25 protein-coding genes are annotated in these 22,209 nt (G+C 31.6%); 22 read left to right on the plus strand and 3 right to left on the minus strand.

Annotation, left to right across the window (positions count from 1 at the left end; genetic code table 11):
- The first annotated feature begins 700 nt into the window (after nucleotides 1–700).
- From FOC43_RS09120 to argS, 16 genes are all read left to right on the plus strand, one after another.
- Nucleotides 701–1,447 carry a methyl-accepting chemotaxis protein gene (locus FOC43_RS09120; protein WP_370658905.1) on the plus strand — a complete coding sequence of 249 codons (747 nt, stop codon included), beginning with the start codon at nucleotides 701–703 and terminating at the stop codon, nucleotides 1,445–1,447.
- 17 nt (nucleotides 1,448–1,464) lie between these two features.
- Nucleotides 1,465–1,962, plus strand: a complete 498-nt coding sequence (cetB, locus tag FOC43_RS01720; protein WP_002803924.1) for a bipartate energy taxis response protein CetB — start codon at nucleotides 1,465–1,467, stop codon at nucleotides 1,960–1,962.
- Between the two features lie 86 nt (nucleotides 1,963–2,048).
- Nucleotides 2,049–3,908, plus strand: coding sequence for a tRNA uridine-5-carboxymethylaminomethyl(34) synthesis enzyme MnmG (mnmG, locus tag FOC43_RS01725; protein WP_002784393.1), 1,860 nt, complete (start codon nucleotides 2,049–2,051; stop codon nucleotides 3,906–3,908).
- Nucleotides 3,908–5,176: an arsenic transporter gene (locus tag FOC43_RS01730; RefSeq protein ID WP_002788356.1), complete on the plus strand. Its 1,269-nt coding sequence runs from the start codon at nucleotides 3,908–3,910 to the stop codon at nucleotides 5,174–5,176. Before mnmG ends, FOC43_RS01730 begins: the two co-directional genes overlap by 1 nt.
- Before the next feature lie 89 nt (nucleotides 5,177–5,265).
- Complete coding sequence (gene petA / locus FOC43_RS01735) at nucleotides 5,266–5,769, plus strand: ubiquinol-cytochrome c reductase iron-sulfur subunit (RefSeq protein ID WP_002780564.1); 504 nt, start codon at nucleotides 5,266–5,268, stop codon at nucleotides 5,767–5,769.
- A 1-nt stretch (nucleotide 5,770) separates the two neighbouring features.
- Nucleotides 5,771–7,021, plus strand: coding sequence for a cytochrome b (locus tag FOC43_RS01740; protein WP_002780567.1), 1,251 nt, complete (start codon nucleotides 5,771–5,773; stop codon nucleotides 7,019–7,021).
- Nucleotides 7,018–8,142 carry a c-type cytochrome gene (locus tag FOC43_RS01745; protein WP_002790073.1) on the plus strand — a complete coding sequence of 375 codons (1,125 nt, stop codon included), beginning with the start codon at nucleotides 7,018–7,020 and terminating at the stop codon, nucleotides 8,140–8,142. The genes FOC43_RS01740 and FOC43_RS01745 overlap by 4 nt, the downstream gene beginning before the upstream one ends.
- Before the next feature lie 126 nt (nucleotides 8,143–8,268).
- Entirely contained in the window at nucleotides 8,269–9,432 is a 1,164-nt protein-coding gene (locus tag FOC43_RS01750) for an SAM-dependent methyltransferase (protein ID WP_002777326.1), read from the plus strand.
- 116 nt (nucleotides 9,433–9,548) lie between these two features.
- A complete protein-coding gene (rpsB, locus tag FOC43_RS01755; protein ID WP_002777325.1) occupies nucleotides 9,549–10,340 on the plus strand; it encodes a 30S ribosomal protein S2 in 792 nt (263 codons plus the stop codon).
- A complete protein-coding gene (gene tsf, locus FOC43_RS01760; protein ID WP_002784397.1) occupies nucleotides 10,340–11,413 on the plus strand; it encodes a translation elongation factor Ts in 1,074 nt (357 codons plus the stop codon). Before rpsB ends, tsf begins: the two co-directional genes overlap by 1 nt.
- 9 nt (nucleotides 11,414–11,422) lie before the next feature.
- Complete coding sequence (locus FOC43_RS01765) at nucleotides 11,423–12,058, plus strand: ABC transporter ATP-binding protein (protein WP_002777321.1); 636 nt, start codon at nucleotides 11,423–11,425, stop codon at nucleotides 12,056–12,058.
- On the plus strand, nucleotides 12,045–12,812 hold the full coding sequence (gene fliR / locus FOC43_RS01770; RefSeq protein WP_002780591.1) for a flagellar biosynthetic protein FliR: 768 nt from the start codon (nucleotides 12,045–12,047) through the stop codon (nucleotides 12,810–12,812). The genes FOC43_RS01765 and fliR overlap by 14 nt, the downstream gene beginning before the upstream one ends.
- A 55-nt stretch (nucleotides 12,813–12,867) precedes the next feature.
- Nucleotides 12,868–14,421: a hypothetical protein gene (locus FOC43_RS01775; protein WP_002787778.1), complete on the plus strand. Its 1,554-nt coding sequence runs from the start codon at nucleotides 12,868–12,870 to the stop codon at nucleotides 14,419–14,421.
- Nucleotides 14,418–15,035, plus strand: a complete 618-nt coding sequence (gene gmk / locus FOC43_RS01780; protein WP_002777315.1) for a guanylate kinase — start codon at nucleotides 14,418–14,420, stop codon at nucleotides 15,033–15,035. The genes FOC43_RS01775 and gmk overlap by 4 nt, the downstream gene beginning before the upstream one ends.
- 1 nt (nucleotide 15,036) lies before the next feature.
- Nucleotides 15,037–15,276, plus strand: a complete 240-nt coding sequence (locus tag FOC43_RS01785; RefSeq protein WP_002777313.1) for a Sec-independent protein translocase subunit TatA/TatB — start codon at nucleotides 15,037–15,039, stop codon at nucleotides 15,274–15,276.
- Nucleotides 15,277–15,286: 10 nt separating this feature from the next.
- The gene (argS, locus tag FOC43_RS01790; protein WP_004283831.1) at nucleotides 15,287–16,879 is read left to right on the plus strand and encodes an arginine--tRNA ligase; all 1,593 of its coding nucleotides are present in this window, start codon (nucleotides 15,287–15,289) and stop codon (nucleotides 16,877–16,879) included.
- 17 nt (nucleotides 16,880–16,896) lie between these two features.
- On the opposite strand, the gene FOC43_RS01795 is transcribed toward argS, so the two are convergent.
- A complete protein-coding gene (locus tag FOC43_RS01795; RefSeq protein ID WP_002777309.1) occupies nucleotides 16,897–17,205 on the minus strand; it encodes a DMT family transporter in 309 nt (102 codons plus the stop codon).
- Entirely contained in the window at nucleotides 17,205–17,546 is a 342-nt protein-coding gene (locus tag FOC43_RS01800; RefSeq protein WP_002783013.1) for a DMT family transporter, read from the minus strand. Before FOC43_RS01800 ends, FOC43_RS01795 begins: the two co-directional genes overlap by 1 nt.
- A 108-nt stretch (nucleotides 17,547–17,654) precedes the next feature.
- Here FOC43_RS01800 and FOC43_RS01805 point away from each other — a divergent pair, with 108 nt between their 5' ends.
- From FOC43_RS01805 to FOC43_RS01815, 3 genes are all read left to right on the plus strand, one after another.
- Nucleotides 17,655–18,362 carry a YebC/PmpR family DNA-binding transcriptional regulator gene (locus FOC43_RS01805; RefSeq protein ID WP_002787769.1) on the plus strand — a complete coding sequence of 236 codons (708 nt, stop codon included), beginning with the start codon at nucleotides 17,655–17,657 and terminating at the stop codon, nucleotides 18,360–18,362.
- A gap of 9 nt (nucleotides 18,363–18,371) precedes the next feature.
- The gene (locus FOC43_RS01810; protein ID WP_002777266.1) at nucleotides 18,372–18,854 is read left to right on the plus strand and encodes a peptidylprolyl isomerase; all 483 of its coding nucleotides are present in this window, start codon (nucleotides 18,372–18,374) and stop codon (nucleotides 18,852–18,854) included.
- Between the two features lie 164 nt (nucleotides 18,855–19,018).
- Complete coding sequence (locus tag FOC43_RS01815) at nucleotides 19,019–19,624, plus strand: DedA family protein (protein ID WP_002777264.1); 606 nt, start codon at nucleotides 19,019–19,021, stop codon at nucleotides 19,622–19,624.
- On the opposite strand, the gene FOC43_RS01820 is transcribed toward FOC43_RS01815, so the two are convergent.
- The gene (locus FOC43_RS01820) at nucleotides 19,621–20,544 is read right to left on the minus strand and encodes a lactate/malate family dehydrogenase (protein ID WP_002777262.1); all 924 of its coding nucleotides are present in this window, start codon (nucleotides 20,542–20,544) and stop codon (nucleotides 19,621–19,623) included. The two genes, FOC43_RS01815 and FOC43_RS01820, sit on opposite strands and share 4 nt — an antisense overlap.
- A gap of 65 nt (nucleotides 20,545–20,609) precedes the next feature.
- Here FOC43_RS01820 and FOC43_RS01825 point away from each other — a divergent pair, with 65 nt between their 5' ends.
- Genes FOC43_RS01825 through FOC43_RS01835 form a run of 3 tightly spaced genes read left to right on the plus strand, consistent with a single transcriptional unit; the run spans nucleotide 20,610 to nucleotide 22,204 of the window.
- The gene (locus FOC43_RS01825) at nucleotides 20,610–21,386 is read left to right on the plus strand and encodes a threonine/serine exporter family protein (RefSeq protein WP_002780607.1); all 777 of its coding nucleotides are present in this window, start codon (nucleotides 20,610–20,612) and stop codon (nucleotides 21,384–21,386) included.
- Complete coding sequence (locus FOC43_RS01830; RefSeq protein ID WP_002780608.1) at nucleotides 21,383–21,877, plus strand: threonine/serine exporter family protein; 495 nt, start codon at nucleotides 21,383–21,385, stop codon at nucleotides 21,875–21,877. Before FOC43_RS01825 ends, FOC43_RS01830 begins: the two co-directional genes overlap by 4 nt.
- A gap of 57 nt (nucleotides 21,878–21,934) precedes the next feature.
- Nucleotides 21,935–22,204 carry a TFIIB-type zinc ribbon-containing protein gene (locus FOC43_RS01835; RefSeq protein ID WP_002777256.1) on the plus strand — a complete coding sequence of 90 codons (270 nt, stop codon included), beginning with the start codon at nucleotides 21,935–21,937 and terminating at the stop codon, nucleotides 22,202–22,204.
- The last annotated feature ends 5 nt before the right edge of the window (nucleotides 22,205–22,209 follow it).

The following is a 22,209-nucleotide window of genomic DNA, read 5'->3' on the forward strand; positions in this document are numbered from 1 at the left end:
CAGTGCATCGTTAAAGTATTGTTTTGATTTATGATTTCAAAAAATTTTCAATAAAAGGGGTAAATTTATGGTGAAAAATGGATTATTATTAACTATTTTTCTAAGCATTATTGGTATTTTAGGTGCTATTTTTTTTCATATTTATGTTGGAGTGATAATTTTTATTTTAATCGCTGTTTTAATGATTTATTTGTTTAGACAACACAAAGATGAGCAAATAATGATAGATAAACTTTTGGTTCTTTGTAGAGAGTTAAAAGAAGGAAATTTTGACAATAGAATTATCTATGTAAAAACAAAAAGCAAAAAATTAGCCGAAATAGCAGATAATCTTAACAATACTATTGATGGGCTAGAAGCTTACTTAAGGGAAATTAATACGTCTATTTCTTGTTCTCAAAAAGGTGAATTTTATCGCAAGGCTTTACCTGAAGGTTTAAAAGGAATTTTTGCTCATAATATCGAATTTATAAATAAAGCTTTAGCAAACATAGAAGTGACAGCAAGATCTACTTTTAAAAATGCTTTATCAAGAACTTTAATGGATTTAAGCCTTGGAAATCAAAATAAAGATATGTCTCAAATTTCTAGCTCATTAAATCAAGATATTAGTATGATGAAAAATGTATATGATACAGTTGATGCCATTACTCATACAGCTACAGAAAATGGCTCAGAAGTGGATTCTTTACAAAGTGCTATGGGTTCTTTAATGGATGTTGTAAATTCAAGCAAGGAAACAGTGCAAACTTTTGTGGCTAATTCTCAAAATATCACTTCAGTGGTTGAAGTAATACGTGATATAGCTGATCAAACCAATCTTCTAGCTTTAAATGCTGCTATTGAAGCTGCGCGTGCAGGAGAGCATGGTAGAGGATTTGCTGTTGTGGCTGATGAGGTTAGAAAATTAGCAGAAAGGACTCAAAGATCTACAAGTGAAATTTCTATTGCAATTCAGACTATGCAACAAGATTTTGTAAATATCCAAAGTGGCAGTGAGCAAGTTTTTAACATTGTTAGTGAATCTGAAGAAAGAATTAATAAATTTTCTCAAGCTTTTAAACGTCTAGAAGAAAATAGTAGTACTCTTGGTGTTAATTTTGGATCCTTTGCAAAGAGATTGATTTTATCTGTGGTTAAAATCGATCATATTCTTTATAAATCAAATATATATTTAAATTTAAATGGGGCTCAAAATTTCAATCTTGAAAGTGTAGATCCAATTTCTAATCTTTGTCAAGATGAGAGAGCTCAAGGTGTTATTAATGAGCTTAGTTCTGAAACTGAGTTAAATTTAGCTAAAGAATTTATAAAAGATAACGCTAAAAAAGCAATAGAAGAATCAAGTCAAGATTATATCGATCAAAAAGCTTATGATGCGATTGTAAATGATATTAAATCACTAGAGCAAAGAAGTGCTGAAATCTTAGCAAAATTAAAAATATAAATTAAGAGGGTGGGAAAATGTCAAGAGAAATTTTTTTGCAAGAAGATAGTTTAATTACTTCTAAAACAGATTTAAAAGGTAGAATAGTTTATGCAAATGATGATTTTTTAAAATATGCAGGTTATACCATGGGTGAAGTTTTAAATAAACCTCATAACATAGTAAGACATGAAGAGATGCCAAAAACTGTTTTTAAATATTTATGGGATTATATGAGAGAGGGTAGGGAAATTTTTGCTTACGTAAAAAACAAAACCAAAGATAATAATTATTATTGGGTTTTTGCAAATGTAACTCCATCAATAGATATTAATAATAATATCATAGGCTATTATTCCGTTCGTCGTATGCCAAATAAAAGCGCTATTTCTACGATAGAAAGCCTTTATAGTGATCTTCTAAGAGTAGAACAACAACAAGGTTTAAATAAGGGTGTTGAGATGCTTAAAAATTTCTGCAAAGATGCAGATAAAACTTATAATGAGTTAATTTTCTCTCTTCAAGAAACTAGATAATTTTTTGTTAGACTTAAAACGAGTTTGTTTTAAGTCTAAGTATTATATAATCTTTCTTTTAATAATTCACATTTTTAAGGCAAAATATGTTTGATGTCATTGTTATAGGTGGCGGACATGCGGGTGTTGAAGCAAGTGCTGCTGCTGCTAGAATGGGTAAAAAAACCTTACTTTTAACTACATTGATTGAGCAAATAGGAGCAGCAAGTTGTAATCCGGCTATAGGAGGGCTTGCAAAAGGACATTTGGTAAAAGAACTTGATGCCATGGGTGGTCTTATGGGTGAAATCACCGATGAAGCAGGGATACAATTTCGCATTTTAAATGAAAGTAAGGGTGTTGCGGTGCGAGGAAGTAGGGCGCAAATTGATATGGATAAATATCGTATCGTTGCACGCAATAAGCTTTTAAAGCTTAAGAATTTAGAAATTTCTCAAGAGCAAGTATGCGAATTGATTTATGAAAATGGTAGCGTTGTAGGGGTTAAAACCAATCTTCAAAATACTTATGAAGCGAAGAAAGTGATCTTAACTACAGGGACTTTTTTAAACGGACTTATCCATGTGGGGGAAAATAAACTTACAGCGGGTAGGGTAGGGGAGCTTGCCTCTGTGAATTTGGGTCAGAATTTATTAAGTACTAGCTTAAAAATGGGTAGACTAAAAACAGGGACTTGCCCAAGAGTGGATGCTAAGAGTATTGATTTTGATGTATTAGAAATTCAATACGGCGATCAAAACCCTAAAGCTTTTAGCTTTAGAACAAAAAATTTTAATCCTATACAACTTCCTTGTTATATCGCACGCACTAATACAACTACACATGAGATTATTAAGAATAATTTTTATCGTGCTCCACTTTTTACGGGACAGATTGAAGGTGTGGGGCCAAGATATTGTCCTTCTATAGAAGATAAAATCAATCGTTTTAGCGACAAAGAAAGTCATCATCTTTTTATAGAGCCTCAAACTATCGATGCGACGGAGTATTATATTAACGGTTTTTCTACTTCTTTACCTTATGAAGTACAAACTCAAATGTTACGCTCAGTAAAAGGTTTTGAAGAGGCTAAAATTACACGCTTTGGCTATGCTATAGAATATGATTATATAGAACCAACGGAGCTTTATCATACTCTAGAAACAAAAAAAATTAAAAATCTTTATTGCGCAGGACAAATTAATGGCACTACAGGATATGAAGAAGCAGCGGCTCAAGGTTTTATGGCGGGAGTGAATGCTGTTTTAGCTTTGGATAATAAAGAACCTTTTATTTTGCGTAGAGATGAAGCTTATATCGGTGTTTTGATTGATGATTTAGTCATTAAAGGCACAAAAGAGCCTTATAGAATGTTTACTTCAAGGGCTGAATTTAGACTGCTTTTAAGAGAAGAAAATGCCATCGTAAGACTTGGAAAGTATGGTAAAGAGTTGGGTCTTTTAGAAGATGAGTCTTATCAGTTTATAGAAAATATTCGTTTAAATACTCAAAAAGGACTTGAATTACTTCTTGAAAAAGAATTTACTCCAAATACTGAAAATAATGCCTTTCTAGCGAGTATAGGAGAGGAAAAAATCACTTCCATAGTCAATTTGCAAAAAATTGTCGCAAGATCGAGTTTTGATATAGAAAAGCTAAAAAAATTAAATACGATTTTTGAGAATATGGATGAGTATTCTTTAAGAGAAATTTTAAATGAGGCTAAATATTATCATTATATCGCTATGCAAAAATCACAAGTTGAAAAAATGAAAAATTTAATTGATATGAAAATTCCAAGTGATTTTGATTTTACAAGTGTGAGTGGATTGAGTAATGAAGTTGTAGAAAAACTTCAAAAACATAAGCCTTTAACGCTTTTTGCAGCGAGTGAGATCAGTGGGATTACCCCTGCGGCTTTGGATATTTTACAAATTTATATAAAAATGCAAAAGAAAAAATCTTAATGCTTGCCAGTGTAATTTTTATAATTACCTTGATTTTACTTTTTTGGCGTCCGTGGAATTTGCCTTTATGGTTGATTGCTATTTTTGGGGCTTTGTTTGCATTTATTTTTAAGCTGGTTAATTTAGAGGATGCTTCTTTTGTTTTTGATCTTGTTTGGGATAGCTCCTTAACACTTGTGGGCTTGATTATACTTTCCTTTAGCTTGGAAGTGTTAGGGTTTTTTAGCTTTATAGCTATAAGAATTTTGCGCCTTTCAAAACTTAAAAATTCTCATGCAATTCACACTAAAAAATTAATGCTTTTTATGCTCGCTTTTGTTTTTTGTCTTTCGGCTTTATTTGGAAATGATGGAGCTATTTTAATCATTACGCCTATTGTACTTGCGCTTTTTTCAACTCTTAAAAATTATAAAGAAAGCGCTATCTTAAGTGCATTTTTACTCAGTGTTTCTTTTTTGTGCGATGCAAGTTCAAATGCTTTAATTATCTCAAATTTGACAAATATTATTACAGCTAATTATTTTAATCTTGATTTTTTAGAATTCGCTAAGACTATGTTTTTGCCTAATTTATTTGTGCTATTGTCTACTATTATAATGGTATTTTTGATTTTTGCAAAAATATTACCTAAGGGGCTTGAAATCAATATTTTATCAAATGATTGTATTTCGGTAAAGCTTTTTATTTTTTGTGTTATTTATTTAATATTTTTTGTATCAAGTTTTTTTATAGGAGAAATTTATAACTTAAATGCTAGTTTTTTTGCTGTAAGCGGCGCTTTACTCTTTTGGTTTTTTGTTTGTTTTTTAAAAAAAAGAGAGGCATTGAAAATTATCAAAAATGTACCTTGGGGTATTTTTGCTTTTAGTTTTGGACTCTATATGGTGGTTTTTTCCTTACATAAAGTTGGAATCAGCGATATTTTAATTTTTATCTATGATATTTTGGCTCAAAATGCAATTACTGCTATTTTTGGAACAGGGTTTATCTCGGCTTTTCTTTCTTCTGTATTTAATAATCTGCCTATGGCATTGATTGGCGATTTGGCTTTAAAAAATTTTCCTCAAAGTATGGTTTATGCACATCTTTTAGGAGTTAATATAGGACCAAAACTTACTCCCATAGGTTCTTTAGCTACCTTGCTTTGGTTGGGACTTTTAGCAAAAAAAGGTATAGAAATTTCTTTTTGGAAGTATTGTAAATTTGGTTTTTTAATCACTTTACCAGTACTTACTTGTTCACTTTTTGCACTTGTTTTACAATATTAAAACAAAACTTAGTAAACAAAGAAAAAATTTATTTTATTTTAGATACACTAATAATTTGGTTAAAAATAAAAAAACGAAAGGACAAAGTTATGGCTACATCTGAAAGTAGACGAAGCTTTATGGGTTTTGCATTTGGAACAGTAGCTGCTGTAGGCGGTGTTTTTTCACTTGTTGCGGTGAAAAAAACTTGGGATCCGCTTCCAAGTGTTAAAGCTGCGGGTTTTACTACAGTAGATTTATCAGGAATGCAAGATGGAGAGCTTAGAACTATAGAATGGCGTAAAAAGCCTATTTTTATCTTAAAAAAAGATCCAAATATGGAAAAGGATACAAAGCGAGATGTTGTGGTAGATAATGCTGCATATACTGTTGTTATAGGACTTTGTACTCATTTGGGTTGTATTCCTGCTTATCACGCAAGTGAGCAACTTTTTAAATGTGCCTGTCATGGTGGTGAATTTGATACAAGTGGAAAAAATACCTTTGGGCCTCCTCCAAGACCTCTTGATATACCTCCTTTTAAAATAGATGGAACCAAACTTGTTCTAGGTGAAGAAGGTCCAGAATACAAAAAAATGACGGAGGAAGCTTAATATGGCGCATATTAGAAAGGCTAATGGGCTAGTGGATTGGCTTGATCAAAGACTAGCAGTACATAAATTACTTGATGTTTTAATGGTAAAATATTGGATTCCAAAGCAAATCAATTTTCTTTGGGCAATGGGAGTTATTTTAACTACTCTTTTTACTGTGCTTTTTATTACAGGGCTTTTGCTTGTTATGTATTATAAGCCTGATACTGCTCTTGCTTTTGATAGTGTAAATAAAACTATCATGCAGGAAGTGGAATATGGTTGGCTTTGGCGTCATATGCACGGTGTTGCCGCTTCGGTTATCTTCTTAATTATCTATATTCATATGCTAACAGGAATTTATTATGGTTCTTATAAGCGTGGTAGAGAGATGATTTGGGTAAGCGGTATGCTTTTGTTTGTTGTATTCTCTGCCGAAGCTTTTAGTGGATATATGCTTCCTTGGGGACAAATGAGTTATTGGGCAGCTCAAGTTATTACTAATCTTTTTGGTGGAATTCCACTTATTGGACCTGAGCTTGTTATTTGGATTCGTGGTGATTATGCAGTTTCTGATCCAACTTTGACAAGATTTTTTATGCTTCATGTATGTTTACTTCCTATAGTAATCATTGCTATCATAGCATTCCACTTTTATTCTTTAAGAATTCCTCATGTAAATAATGAAATTGCTGAAGAATTAGATTTTGATTTAGAAGCTGAAAAATACATGGCAGGTGATACAAAAGGTTCTAAAGTAATTCCTTTTTGGCCAGGATTTTTATCTAAAGACTTTATGTATATTTGTCTTTTTATGATTTTCTTTTTCTATTTGGTAAGTTTTAAATTTGGTTTTGCAATGGATCCTATCAACTTTGATCCAGCTAATGCACTTAAAACCCCAGCACATATTTATCCTGAGTGGTATTTCTTGTGGAGTTATGAAGTTTTAAGAGGATTTTTCTTTGATATTGCAGGTATTAAAGCTTTTGATATAGGTTTGGCTGCTTTTGGTATCGCACAAATTATTTTCTTCTTGCTTCCTTGGCTTGATAGAAGTGATGTAGTTAAACCTGCTCATGAACGACCTTTATTTTTTATTTGGTTTTGGGTATTGCTTATAGATCTCATAGTTTTAACTATTTATGGAAAATTACCTCCAACAGGTGTAAATGCTTGGGTTGGTTTTTATGCTTCTATAATATTTTTACTTTTATTTATAGTCGTTTTACCTGTAATAACTATCATGGAAAGAAAAGGAGCTAAGCAATGAGAGAGCTAAAAATATTTTTAGTAGTAGTAGTTTTTACTGCTCTTGTTTATTGGGGAGTTGAGCCTTATGCTCACTCTGTAATGAAACCCCATGTTGCTCCTGCTAATTTTGATTATGCAGCAGAAGATACAGCTTATGCTAAAGGTATTATAGCAGAAAAAGAAATAGCTTTAGAAGATGCGAAAAAATCAAATGACGCAAAAAGAATAGAAAGTGCTCAAAAAGATCTAGATAAGGCTAAAGAAAATTTAGCTAAAGTAGAAGAGCTTTGGGCAGATGTTGCAAAAATTGATTTTACTAAAGGAAACGCCGCAAAAGGCAAGGAGTTCTTTAATAATAATTGTTTTGCATGTCATGGCGTTAAAGAAGATGATATAGCAGCAAATATTACAGATTCTTCTTTAGGTGTAATTCCACCAGATCTTAGCTCAGCAGGTGTTATTTTTGATGAGAAGTTTTTAGCTGCTTTGATCATGAATCCTGCTCTTGCTTTGAAGGTAGATCATAAATTTGGTGATGCTTTCATTATGACTGCTTACAATAGTGAGGTTTCAGGAGATAGTGAAGAGCTTGTAAATGCAAATATAGCCGATGTTATTGCTTATTTAAAAGAAGTAGGTCTTAAATTTGAAGCTAAGGAAAATGCTACAATTAAACAAGAGGCAGAGCTTAAGTACTCAAAAATTGAAGACGCTAACGAGAAATCAGCTTTAGTTGAAAAAGAAATTGCTTTTGCTAAAGATAAAAGTACTTTTATAGAAGCTTGTGGTCGTTGTCATGATATTAAGTATGATAATTTCTTTACCCTATCTAACCATAATGACTTGGCAAATTATTTAGGTTCGGTTCCACCTGATCTTTCTATGATGATTAGATCTCGCGGGGAGCAATACTTGCATGATTTTATCAATAATACTCAAAAACTTCTTCCAGGAACTGCTATGCCAAGAGTAGGTTTAACAGAAGATGCACAAGTTAAAGTTGTTTCTTATCTTGAAAAAGTGGGCGATAGCAAAAAAGAAGAAAGAGAAAGCACAGGAATTTATATAATGATATTCTTTGTAATTCTAAGTATTTTTGCTATAGGCTGGAAGCGTTCTGTTTGGTCTAAACTACATTAATATTATAAAATTTTTGCCACTATTTTACATCTGTGGCAAAAATCCTTCTTTTCTTCGATTTTATTAAATTTTAAACCTAATTAAGAGATACTATCAAATAATAATTTTTATTAATTGGAGTATATCATGCTTGAAAAACAAATGATTAAATTTATTCTTTCAAAATGGAATTATGGAAATTTTAGAATTGTATTTTGGGATCAAGAAGAATTTTATGTGGGCAATCAACCTGCTAAATTTTCTTTAATTTTCAAAGAAAAAATACCTTTGTTAAAATTATTTAGTGATACGAGTTTAGTTTTTGCAAAACATTATATGGAGTCCAAGTTAGAAATAGAGGGTGATTATGATGAAATAGCTAAAGTTTTGTATTATTTTTCCAATAAACGTTTTTTAAAAAATAAAGAAGATATCTTGAGTAAAATAGCCCAAAAAGAAGAAAGTAAAAACATCAAAAGTCATTATGATATAGGCAATGATTTTTATAGGCTTTGGCTTGATGATACGATGAGTTATTCTTGCGCTTATTTTAAGACTTCTAGCGATACTCTTTATGAAGCTCAAATCAACAAAATAGAGCATACTCTTAAAAAACTCGATTTAAAACCTAACGAAAAGCTTTTGGATATAGGTTGTGGTTGGGGTTGGCTTTCTATTATGGCGGCACAAAAATATGGAGTTAAGGTTGTTGGAGTTACTATTTCAGAAGAGCAATGCAAGAAAGCCCAAGAAAGAGTAAGAGAGCTTAAGCTTGAAGATAGAGTGGAGATAAGACTTCAAAATTATCAAGATTTAGAATTTGAGGATTATTTTGATAAGGTTGTTTCAGTGGGAATGTTTGAACATGTGGGTAAAGAAAATTTAGGACTTTATTTCATGAAGGCAAAACAAGTATTAAAACCAGGAGGTTCTATGCTTTTGCATTCAATTTTGGCAATGTTTGAAGGAAAAACTAATGCTTGGATAGATAAATATATTTTTCCAGGAGGTTATTTGCCATCGTTAAGAGAGGTTGTAAGTGCTATGAGTGAGTGGGATTTTCATCTTCTTTTGGCAGAAAGCTTGAGAATACACTATGCTAAAACTTTAGATATATGGAGTGAGAATTTTAATCAAGTATTACCTCAAGTCAGAGAAAAATATGATGAAGAATTTGTAAGAATGTGGGATCTGTATCTTCGTTCTTGTGCTTCTGCATTTCGCGTTGGAAGTGTAGATTTGTTTCAATTTTTAATTACGAAAGAAATCAATAATAATCTTAGCCTTACTAAAGAGTATATTTATAAGTAAATACTAAACTTAAATTTGATATAATTTTAGCTTCATTTCACACGCATCAAGTCCTTTTAGCTTGTTTTATAGATAAGGGATGCGGAGGAATAAAGCTAAATTATAAGGAGAAACTCATGGTAAGTATGAGAGATTTATTGGAATGTGGTGTACACTTTGGACACCAAACAAGACGCTGGAATCCAAAAATGAAAAAATTTATTTTTGGTGAGAGAAAAGGTATTTATGTAATAGACTTACAAAAAACTTTGAGATATTTTAGATATACCTACAATATCGTTCGCGATGCTGCTGCTGAAGGAAAAACTATACTTTTTGTTGGTACAAAAAAACAAGCGGGTGGAGCGATTAAAGAATATGCTGAAAAATGCGGTATGCCTTATGTAAATCACAGATGGTTGGGCGGTATGATGACAAATTTTGGAACTATTCGCCAATCAATTAGAAAATTAGAAGTTATTGAAAAAATGGAAGAAGATGGAAGTATTAAACTTTTAACCAAAAAAGAAGCTTTAATGCTTACAAGAAAAAAAGAAAAATTATTGGCTTATCTTGGTGGAATTCGTTATATGAAAACACAACCAGATATGATTTTTGTTATAGATACAGTAAAAGAAAAAATTGCAGTTCAAGAAGCAAATAGACTAAGAATCCCTGTAGTAGCTCCGTTAGATACAAACTGCGATCCTGATCTTGTAACTTATCCTATTCCAGGAAATGATGATGCAATCCGCTCAGTGCAACTTTTCTGCCAAGAAATGGCTGAAGCTATCAATGAAGGAAAAGCGTTAAGAGAACAAGATGGTGAAGCTTTGCCAAGTGAAGAAAAAGAAATCACAGATGAAGAAAAAAAAGAAGTTTTAGATGAAGCAATGAGTGAAGAAGATTTTAATGGGGAGCAAGAATAATGGCTGAAATTACTGCTGCAATGGTAAAAGAACTCCGCGAAAGTACAGGCGCGGGGATGATGGATTGTAAAAATGCTTTGAGTGAAACAAATGGAGACTTTGATAAAGCAGTTCAACTTTTAAGAGAAAAAGGCTTGGGTAAAGCTGCTAAAAAAGCTGATAGACTTGCCGCAGAAGGGTTGGTAAGTGTTAAGGTAAGTGATGATTTTACAAGCGCAACGGTAAGTGAGATTAACTCAGAAACAGATTTTGTGGCTAAAAATGATCAATTTATTGCTTTAACAAAAGATACAACAGCACACATTCAAAACAATAGCTTGCAAAGTGTTGAAGAGCTTCACTCTAGTACAATCAACGGCGTAAAATTTGAAGAATATTTAAAAAGTCAAATTGCAACTATCGGTGAAAATTTGGTTGTAAGAAGATTTGCTAGCTTAAAAGCAAGTGCAAATGGTGTGGTAAATGGATATATCCATACTAATGGTCGTGTGGGTGTTATCATCGCTGCAGCTTGTGATAATGCTGAGGTAGCAAATAAATCAAGAGATTTCTTAAAACAACTTTGTATGCATATAGCTGCTATGAAGCCAAGCTATTTAAGCTATGAAGATTTGGATATAGAATTTGTAGAAAATGAATACAAAGCTTTAGTTGCAGAGCTTGAAAAAGAAAATGAAGAAAGACGCAGACTTAAAGATCCAAACAAACCAGAGCATAAAATTCCTAAATTTGCAAGCCGCAAACAACTTAGCGATGCGATTTTAAAAGAAGCAGAAGAAAATATAAAAGAAGAGCTCAAAGCTCAAGGCAAACCTGAGAAAATTTGGGACAATATTATTCCTGGTAAAATGAATAGCTTTATAGCGGATAATTCTCAACTTGACAGCAAACTTACTTTAATGGGTCAATTTTATGTAATGGATGATAAAAAAACCATTGAACAAGTAATTGCTGAAAAAGAAAAAGAATTAGGTGGAAAAATTAAAATCGTTGAATTTATTCGTTTTGAAGTAGGAGAAGGTTTAGAAAAGAAAACCGAAGATTTTGCTGCTGAAGTTGCTGCACAGCTTTAAAGTATCAAAATGGAATTATTAAGAGCGGAAAATTTAGGTCACAGCTTTGATTATCCGCTCTTTGAAAATTTAAATTTTTCTTTAAATCAAAAAGATTGCATTGCTATACAAGGCAGTAGTGGTTGCGGAAAATCTACTCTTTTGCATATAATTTCTTCTTTATTAAAGCCAAATAAGGGCGAAGTTTTTTTTAAGGGTCAAAATCTTTACAAGATAAGTGAAAATGAAAGACTGAAAATTCGTCGTTATGACTTGGGCATCATTTTTCAAACCCATTATCTTTTTAAAGGTTTTTCAGCTTTAGAAAATATAGAACTTGCTAGTGTTTTATCAAACCAAGATTTAGATGAAAAAATCTTAAAAAAACTAGGCATTCACGAGCTTTTAAAACAAAAAATAGGTAAATTAAGCGGAGGTCAGCAACAACGCGTGAGTATAGCTAGAGTGCTTTGTAAAAAACCAAAAATTATTTTTGCCGATGAGGCTACAGGAAATTTAGATTTTGATAATGCTAAAAATGTCATAGAGCTTTTGGTTTCTTATGCTAAAGAAAATGATGCTGCTTTGTTTTTTGTTACTCATGATTCTAAGCTTGCTCAATTTTGTGATAAAACTTATATTTTAAATACCAATGGAATTTGTTAATTATTTAGGAGATAAAAATGTAGCTACCTTTATGTTGCTTTTTGCTAGAATGAGTGGGCTTATAGTATTTTTCCCTTTTTTTTCTCATAATTCTATCCCTATGATTATCAAAACTACTTTTGCATTATTTTTAACAATGTATTTATTTCCTTTAGCAAAACTTGAAATTTTGCATTTAGATAGTTTTTTTATTATACAGCTTTTAAGTGAAATTGTTTTTGGAATGATAGCAGGGCTTATGCTGCAGATTGTTTTTGCTATTGTTATGATGGCGGGCGAGCAGATAGCTTTTACTATGGGATTTACTATGGCAAGCGTTTTAGATCCAAGTTCTGGAACAAATATGCCTATTACTTCTCAAATTTTGCATTTGATTGCTTTATTATTTTTTCTTGCTTTTGATGGTCATCATTTAATGCTTTTATTTCTAAGTCATTCTTTGGGTTATATAAATCTTGGCGGTTTTTATCCTCATGAAAATTTAATGCATTATCTAAATATGGGGATGTTGAATATTTTCATTATAGGTTTTACGATGAGTTTTCCAATACTTGGAATTTCTCTTTTGGCAGATACTATTTTTGGGCTTTTAATGAAAACTATGCCACAATTCAATCTTTTAGTAATTGGTTATCCTATCAAGATAGCTTTAGGATTTGTAGTTCTAATAGCTATTTTGCTTGTGATGATGCAATATTTTAAAGATTTGATTTTGGAGGTTTTTACTCATATGCAAACTCTGTTTTTCGCCTAAGCAAAGGATAAATGAAAATGTTATAGAATAGCAATTATTTTTAAGGATTAAAGTGATGAAAATTTTACTTTTGAATGAAAACCCTGTTGTATCAAGACTTATAAGCTTGAGTGCAAAAAAAATGTCTTATGATTTTGAGGAAATTAATGCCTATGATGAAAATTTAGGTCATTATGATGTGATTATAGTCGACAGTGATACACCTGCTCCTTTGAAAATTCTTAAAGAAAAATGCGATAAATTAATTTTTTTAGCGCCGCGTAATCAAAGTGTGGATATTGATGCCTTAATTTTGCATAAACCATTTTTACCTACAGACTTTTTAAATTTACTCAATCAAGAAAATCTTAAAATCGCAGATGACATTATTTTGCCAATCGAAGAAGCTGAAAATCCTTACGCTAATATCAGTTTAGATTTAGATGGTTTAAATTTAGATGACTTGCCTGATGAAAATACTGAAGATACGCAAGAAAATGAGCTTTCTATGGAAGAAAATTTAGAATCTTTAGCTTTATATGACATGGAAGAAGAAACAAACCAGAAAGAAATTGCTAGTGAAAATACCGATAAAGAATTAAATTTAGATGATTTAAGTCTTGATGAAGATCAAGAAGAGAATGATGCGTCAGAACAAACCACAGCTAATCATATAGAGGAAAAAAATGAAGATGAGCAAGCTTTGGAAGTAGCATTTCAAGATGATATTTTAAATGACAAAACTAGCGAAGAAAATGAAGAAGAATTTGAAATTCAAGAGCAAGATACACAAGAACAAGATGCAAACCAAGATGAACAAGATAAAATAGAAGATACTCAAGAACTTGAAGATCAAGTTGATAATTTAAATGGTGACTTAGTGCAAGATAATGAAAACTCTGAAGCTCAAGAGGCAATTGTAAATAATAATTTAGATGCAGAAGAAGCTCAACCGGAAGTACTAGAAGATGCAGAGGAGCCTAGTAAAACTCAGTTGCAAGATTTTATTACAGATGATTTTCCTATCGTTGAAGAGCAAGAAAGAAAAATCGATTTTGATGATATTCCAGAAGATGCTGAATTTTTAGGTCAAAGAAAAGAAGAGGATGAAGCTGTAGAGGATTTCTTGCCTGTTGTAGAAGATCAAGAAAATTTAAATGAACATGATGATTTTGAAGAAATGAGTAGCTTAAGCACTCAAGATCAAATCAAAGAAGAGTTAGCACAACTTGATGAGCTTGAATACGATATTGATAGCGATGATAGTATTAAGGTTTTAGAGGATTTTAAAGAAGAGCCTATTTTAGACGATAAAGATTTGCCAAATAATGATGAGGAAATCGTTGTTCCAAAATTACAAATCAATGATTTTGATAGTTTAAAAGAAAGCGATATACAAGAAGCTTTAGGCGAAGAAATATCTACTTTAGAGGATAACAAAAGCGAGAAATTAAAAATCAAAGAAGATCAACTAGCAAGTGAAGCAGGTGAAGAAATTGTTAATGAATTAAGCCAAAGTATAGCAGGGGCTATCACTTCAAGCATTAAAGATGATACCTTAAAAGCAGCACTTAAGGGTATGAATATGAATATAAATATTAGCATTAGTTTTAATGAGGATAAAAATTGAGTGCTTTTATATTGTTGGTTTCAGGGCCAAGTGGAGCTGGAAAATCCACTCTTTTAAAAAAGCTTTTTGATGAATTTCAAGAAGAGCTTTATTTTTCTATTTCTTCGACAACACGCTTACCAAGAGAAGGTGAGCAACATGGAGTGGATTATTATTTTATCACGCATGATGAATTTCAGCAAGGTATAGATAAAGAGCAGTTTTTAGAGTGGGCTAAAGTGCATGAAAATTTTTACGGCACTTCGCTTGAGCATACACAAAATGCTTTAAATGATGGAAAAATAGTTGTTTTTGATATAGATGTACAAGGTTTTAAGATAGTCAAAAAGAAAATGGCTGAAAAAATCATTTCTGTTTTTATCACTACAAAAAATAAAGATGAATTAAAAAAAAGACTTATTAAGCGAAATACTGATACAATATTGCAACTAGAGAAGAGATTGCAAAATGCAAGTGATGAAATGAAAGAGCTTAATGAGTATGATTATTTTATCATTAACGATAAGCTAGAGGAAAGTTACGAAGCATTAAGAGCAATTTTAATTGCCCATAAGTTTAAGACTAAAGGGCAAAATCTAGAGCAAATTCAAAATATTTGGAACAAAGGAGAATAAAATGGGTGGTTGGTCAAGTCCAAGTCATTGGTTAATTATTTTATTAATTGTTGTATTACTTTTTGGAGCCAAAAAGATACCAGAGCTTGCAAAAGGCTTGGGTAAGGGTATTAAGACTTTTAAAGATGAAATGAGCAATGAGGATGAAGCAGCAAAAAATGCGCATAAAATCGAAGAAAAGCAAAATACAACCAATCATGCAAATACTGATGCAAATATAGATGAAGTAAAAAAATCTTAAGGCTTAGTTTTTGAAAAATATTATTTTTAATGAAATTAAAAAAATTTTAGAGTGCGATTTTGCACTTGAAAATCCAAAGGATAAAAATCTAGCTCATTTTGCTACCCCTTTGGCTTTTTCTTTAGCTAAAGAATTAAGAAAATCGCCTATTTCTATAGCAAATGAACTAGCTGCTAAATTTCAAGAACATAGCTATTTTGATAAGGTTGAAGCACTCAATGGATATTTGAATTTTAGATTATCAAAAACCTTTTTAAATGAGCTTGCAAATAAAGCCTTACAAAATCCAAATGAATTTTCCAAAGGAGAGGATAAAACTGAAAGTTTTTTGCTTGAATATGTCAGTGCTAATCCTACAGGCCCTTTACATATAGGGCATGCAAGAGGTGCGGTTTTTGGTGATACCTTAACAAGACTTGCAAGACATTTGGGCTATAAATTTAATACAGAATACTATGTCAATGATGCGGGTAATCAAATTTATTTACTAGGGCTTTCTATTTTACTAAGTGTGAAAGAAAATATACTTCATGAAAATGTTGAATATCCAGAGCAATATTACAAAGGCGAGTATATAGCGGATTTAGCAAAAGAAGCTTTTGAAAAATTTGGTAAAGAATTTTTTAGCGAAGAAAATATCCCTAGTTTGGCTGATTGGGCAAAAGATAAAATGCTTGTTTTGATTAAACAAAATTTAGAACAAGCAAAGATTAAAATTGACAGCTATGTAAGCGAAAGATCGTATTATGATGCTTTAAATGCAACTTTAGAATCTTTAAAAGAGCATAAAGGAATTTACGAGCAAGAAGGTAAAATTTGGCTTGCTTCTTCGCAAAAAGGCGATGAAAAAGATAGGGTAATTATCCGTGAAGATGGACGCGGGACTTATTTGGCAGCAGATATTGTTTATCATAAAGATAAAATGAGTCGTGGTTATGGAAAGTGTATTAATATTTGGGGAGCAGATCATCATGGTTATATCCCTAGAATGAAAGCTGCGATGGAATTTTTGGGATTTGACTCTAATAATCTTGAGATTATTTTAGCACAAATGGTTTCCCTACTTAAAGATGGAGAACCTTATAAAATGAGTAAAAGAGCAGGAAATTTTATCTTGATGAGCGATGTGGTTGATGAGATAGGAAGTGATGCTTTGCGTTATATCTTTTTGAGCAAAAAATGCGATACGCATTTGGAATTTGATATCAGTGATTTGCAAAAAGAAGATAGTTCTAATCCTGTGTATTATATCAACTATGCACACGCTAGAATTCATCAAGTGTTTGCTAAAGCTGGTAAAAAAATCGATGATGTAATGAAAGCTGATTTACAAAGTTTAAATCAAGATGGCGTAAATTTGCTTTTTGAAGCTTTGAATTTAAAGGCTGTTTTAAACGATGCTTTTGAGGCTAGAGCTTTGCAAAAAATTCCTGATTATCTTAAAAATTTAGCTGCAAATTTTCATAAATTCTACAATGAAAATAAAGTTGTAGGCTCTGCAAATGAAAATGATTTGCTTAAATTATTTTCTTTGGTTGCTCTTAGTATTAAAACCGCATTTTCTTTAATGGGTATTGAAGCAAAAAACAAAATGGAACATTAAAACAGCATTTTGCTGTTTTAATAATTTAGCAAAAATACTGCTATTATCACGATAATGATACCTAAAATTCCTATTTTGTTTAATTTTTCTTTATATAAAATCCATCCACCAAGACAAGTTCCTATGATGCCTATAGCACCCCAAGTTGAGTAAGCTATGCTTAAAGGAACATATTTTAAAGAAAAAGAAAGTAGAAAAAAAGCAAGTATAGCATTGACAATCGCAGCTAAGCCCCAAATTTTATTCTTAAAACCATCTGATTTTTTTAGCAATAAATTTGCTACGATATCTAACAATGCCGATAGAACAATAATAAAAATATACATTATTCTTTAACCTCGCCTATATTAATCATGATAATTCCAACGATAGAAAGAATAATGCCTAGAATTTGAGTTAAGGTTAAACTCTCTTTAAAAACTATAAAAGAAACTAAAAGTATAAGAATAATCCCTAAAAGTTCCCATACAGCATAGGCTATGCCTACTTGAATTTTTTTAATCGCCTTGCCCATAAAAAAATAAGAAAAAGCTATAAATAAAGCCATAAATATATAGCCTAAAATTTGATTTTCCATTTTTAAAAAACTAGTGCCTAAAACTTCAAATACAATAGCAGCAATCAAGAAAAACCAAGCAACAAAAAGTTCTTTTTTTGCGATATTCAAAAAGCTTCTCCCTAAAAATAAATGGTAAAATCATACCATTTAAAGCTTTAATTAGCCTTTTTAGTTTATACTTTTAAGTTTAAAAATCTTTAAAGAAAGTGAGAATTTATGGGACGAGCGTTTGAATACCGAAGAGCTTCTAAAGAGGCTAGATGGGATAAAATGAGTAAGCTTTTTCCTAAGCTTGCTAAAGCCATACAAGTAGCTGCTAAAGAAGGTGGCACTGATCCTGATATGAATCCAAAATTAAGAAGTGCTATAGCCACAGCAAAAGCAAATAATATGCCAAAAGATAATATAGATGCGGCTATTAAGCGTGCGAGTGGAAAAGATAGCGCAGATATTAAAAACATTCATTATGAAGGAAAAGCTGCACATGGAGCTTTGGTTATAGTTGAATGTATGAGCGATAACCCTACGCGCACCGTGGCTAATGTTAAAGCCATTTTTAGCAAAAATGGTGGAGAAGTTTTACAAAATGGATCTTTAGGCTTTATGTTTACTAGAAAAGCGGTTTTTCATCTTGAAAAATTTGCAGGAGATTTAGAAGAATTAGAACTTGATTTGATCGATGCAGGGCTTGAAGAATTAGAACAAAATGAAGAAGAGTTAGTAATTAGCGGTGATTATACTGCCTTTGGTGAGCTAAGTTCTGCTATAGAGACTAAGGGTTTAGTTCTTAAAAAAGCAGGACTTGAGTATATACCAAACAATCCTGTAAGCTTTAGCGAAGAACAGCTTAGCGATATAGAAAAACTTTTAGATAAGTTAGAAGATGATGATGATGTTCAAGCTGTTTATACAAATATAGATTAAGGAGAAATAATGATAAAAACAATCGACACAAGCAAAGTAAATGAATACAAATTTGCTCTTATAGAAACTGAAAAAGGCACAATGAAATTAAAACTTTTTGGCGATGAGGCTCCGCAAACGGTTTGTAATTTTGCTACTTTGGCTAATGAGGGATTTTATAAAGATTTAAATTTTCATCGTGTGATCCCAAATTTTGTCATACAGGGAGGTTGTCCACACGGCAATGGTGTAGGTGGGCCTGGATATGAAATCATTTGCGAATGTGATGATCAAGAACATAAACATGAGCGTGGAACCTTATCTATGGCACACGCAGGACGCGATACGGGTGGCTCTCAATTTTTTATTTGTCACAGCCCTCAAGCTCATTTAGATGGAGTTCATACTGTTTTTGGGCAAATTGATCCAAAAGATGAAGAAAGTTTGGAAGTGCTAGATTCTATTCGTCAAGGTGATAAAATCATCGATATTAAAATCTGTGATAAAATCTAATTTACATTAATTTTTATCTTGCCTACTAAAGCTGGTCTTTTACTAGACTAGCTAAGATAGCTTCTGTATAAATCTTAGTTAGAAAGTATGATTTTAAATACTTGCTTTAATTTGTTTATTTTTTTAAGTTACAATTTTGGAAATTTTTCTTCTATAAGGCTAATATGCAAGAAATCATTCATTTTATTATCGAAACTGCTAGTGATTGGGGATATTTAGGCATTATTATTTTAATGACTTTAGAAAGTTGTTTTATACCTTTTCCAAGTGAAGTTGTGATGATTCCAGCAGGATATTTAGCGCATAAGGGCGAGCTTGATATAGTTTTTTGTATATTAAGTGGAGTTTTAGGCTCTGTTTTAGGAGCTTTGATTAATTATTATATTTGCTTTTTTTGGGGTAAAAAATTTGTACTTAGATGGGGTAAATATTTTGGTATCAATGAAGCTAAATTTGCCAAATTTGAAGAATTTTTTAATAAACACGGAGAATTTTCCACTTTTACTTGTAGGCTTTTGCCAGGAATTCGTCAGTATATTTCCATGCCTGCGGGTTTGGTTAAAATGAAACTTGTTAATTTTGTGCTTTTTACTGCACTAGGTAGTGCTATTTGGGTAAGTATACTCGCATTTTTGGGTTATTATATAGGAGAAAATGAAGAATTGATTAAAGCTTATCTGACTCAAATTCTTATTGTTATAATTATTTTTATAGTTTTGGCAAGTTTAATTTATATAAAAATAAAAAAGCCTTTTGCTAAAAAGGCTTAAATTTTATCGCTCACACTTTGTATAGCATTTTTAATTTGCAGTTTTGAATTTTCTAGCTTGATTTTTTCTCTTTCGTTAAAATCTAGTTCAAAGATTTTTTCTACCCCATTTTTTCCTATGATAGCAGGCAATGAAAATGCTAAATCATCAAAAACCACACTTACAGGATACAAGCTTTTTCTATCTTCTAAAACAGCTTTAGCTAAATTTGCACAAGAAGTTCCTATGCCAAATTCGGTTCTTCCTTTGCGTTTATAGATAAAATACCCCTCATCAACAACTGCTTTTTCGATATTTTCTATATCTAATTTTTTACCCATCTTATCGCAAAATGTTAGTAAATTTTGCCCTAAAACACTAGCCGTAGAAAGGGCGGCAAATTGCGAATCCCCATGCTCTCCTATCATATAAGCGGTGATATCTTTAGGATTAAGATCTAAATCTTTGGCTAGAATTTTTTTAAGTCTAGAGCTATCAAGATTGGTTCCACTTCCAAAAACATGGTTTTTAGGTAAAGAGCTTAGAATTTGAGTATAATAAGTAATCGTATCATTTGGATTTGTAGCAACGATATATTTACCCTTAAAATTTGCATGTTTTAAACTCAAAACAATATCCTTAAGCTCGGTGATATTGTTTTGAAGCTCAACTAAACGACTGGATAATTCTTTTAAATTTTCTTTTCTGAAAGCTAGGATGATAATATCACAACTTGCTAGTTGTTCTAAATTTGTAGCATGAATTATTCTCGTATAAGAAGAATGAATCGCAGACATATCTTCTAAATCTCTCGCGTGTGCTAAGGCTAAGTCTTGCTTGATATCATATAAATAAAGTTCGGAGCAAATATTTTGCACAACAATATTATAAGCACTTGCTGCACCCACAAAACCCAAACCCACAATACCGATTTTTGACATTTTATTTCCTTTGCTTTGAAATTTTGTTATAATTATATAAATTTGATTTTAAAGAAATTATAAATATGCAAAAGCCTGATATTCAAAGTTTAACAAATTTTCTAATCGACTATACCAAAACACTTTTAAGCGCAGGAACCTACACAGCTAGAGTTGCTAAATGCGTTGGCAGGATAGCTCAAGTTTATGGATATGAGATCAATATTAATTTCTTTTTTCACCATATCACTTTAAATATTGTAGATATTGAAGATAATTCCATACAAAGAACCTATGTGATACCTAATCATCATGCTCATATTAATTTTAAACTTATTTTTGAATTAAGTGCTTTAAGTTGGGCCATATACGATCACAAATACGAACTTGAAAAAGCAAAATCAGCCTTTAATGCTATAAGTATTCAAAAAAAACATTCTTATGTATTAAATCTTTTATTTGTTTCTATAGCTAATTCAGGTTTTTGTAGACTTTTTGGCGGGGATTTTGGCGCAGGGGTTTTGGTATTTTTTGCGACTTTTTTAGGACTGCTTTTAAGATTTGCCCTTACTAAGATAAAAATAGATTTAAGAATTCAATACATTCTTTGCTCTTTTGTTTCTTCTTGGTTTGTATTTTTGGGTTTAGATATGGGCTATACAAATACTTCTGATGCAGCACTTGGTTCTAGTATCTTATATCTTATACCGGGGGTATTTTTTATCAATTCTATAATCGATATATTAAAAGATCATATTTTAATGGGTTTAAGTCGTATTATCAGCGTAGCTATTTTAATTTGCTGTATTGCTCTTGGAATTTATATGACTCTTAGTATTTCAAAATTTGGGATTTTACAATGATTGAATTTATCTTAAAAGATATGTTTTTTGCTGCTATGGCTGGGTTTGGTTTCGCGTATGCTTGTAATCCTCCTTTAAAAACTCTTATTTTATCTGCACTCTTAGCGGCCATTGCTCACGGACTTCGCTTTACCTTGATAGAATATTTTCATTTTGAAACTTTGGCAATTGCAACTTTTGTAGCTTCTTTTTGCGTGGGTTGTTTGGGTATTGCTTTGGCTAAGATTATTAAAACCCCTGCTGAGGTTATTGCTTTTCCTGCGCTTATTCCTATGATACCTGGTATTTATGCTTATAAGGCTATTTTATATCTTATCTCTTTTATACGCAGTGATGATTTAAAGGCTAAGTCTGAATTTTTGGTGCAGTTTTTTGATTATTTTTTTACCACACTTTCGGTAACTTTGGCTTTGGCTATAGGGGTAAGCGTTACCTTGCTTATATTCTTTGAGCAAAGTTTTATGATGACAAGGCATGCTAAAAAGCATTGATTTTTGTTTAATCTTTCTTATTATAATTTTGAAAATTTTATAAAAAAGGAAAAATACATGTTGTGTCCTGTTTGTAATGTTGATTTGGTAATGAGCGATAGAAGCGGAGTTGAGATTGATTATTGTCCAAAGTGTCGTGGTGTTTGGCTTGATCGTGGAGAACTTGATAAAATCATAGAACGCAGCACTCCTAATACGGCAAGTTTTAACCAAGCTCCAAGACAAGAGCCTAGATATAATGATCATTCTTATAGTCATCAAAGCCACGATCATTATTACAAAAAGAAAAAAAGAGAAAGCTGGCTAGGCGAACTTTTTGATTTTTAATTTTT

This window comes from Campylobacter coli (genome assembly GCF_009730395.1).
Lineage (GTDB): Bacteria > Campylobacterota > Campylobacteria > Campylobacterales > Campylobacteraceae > Campylobacter_D > Campylobacter_D coli.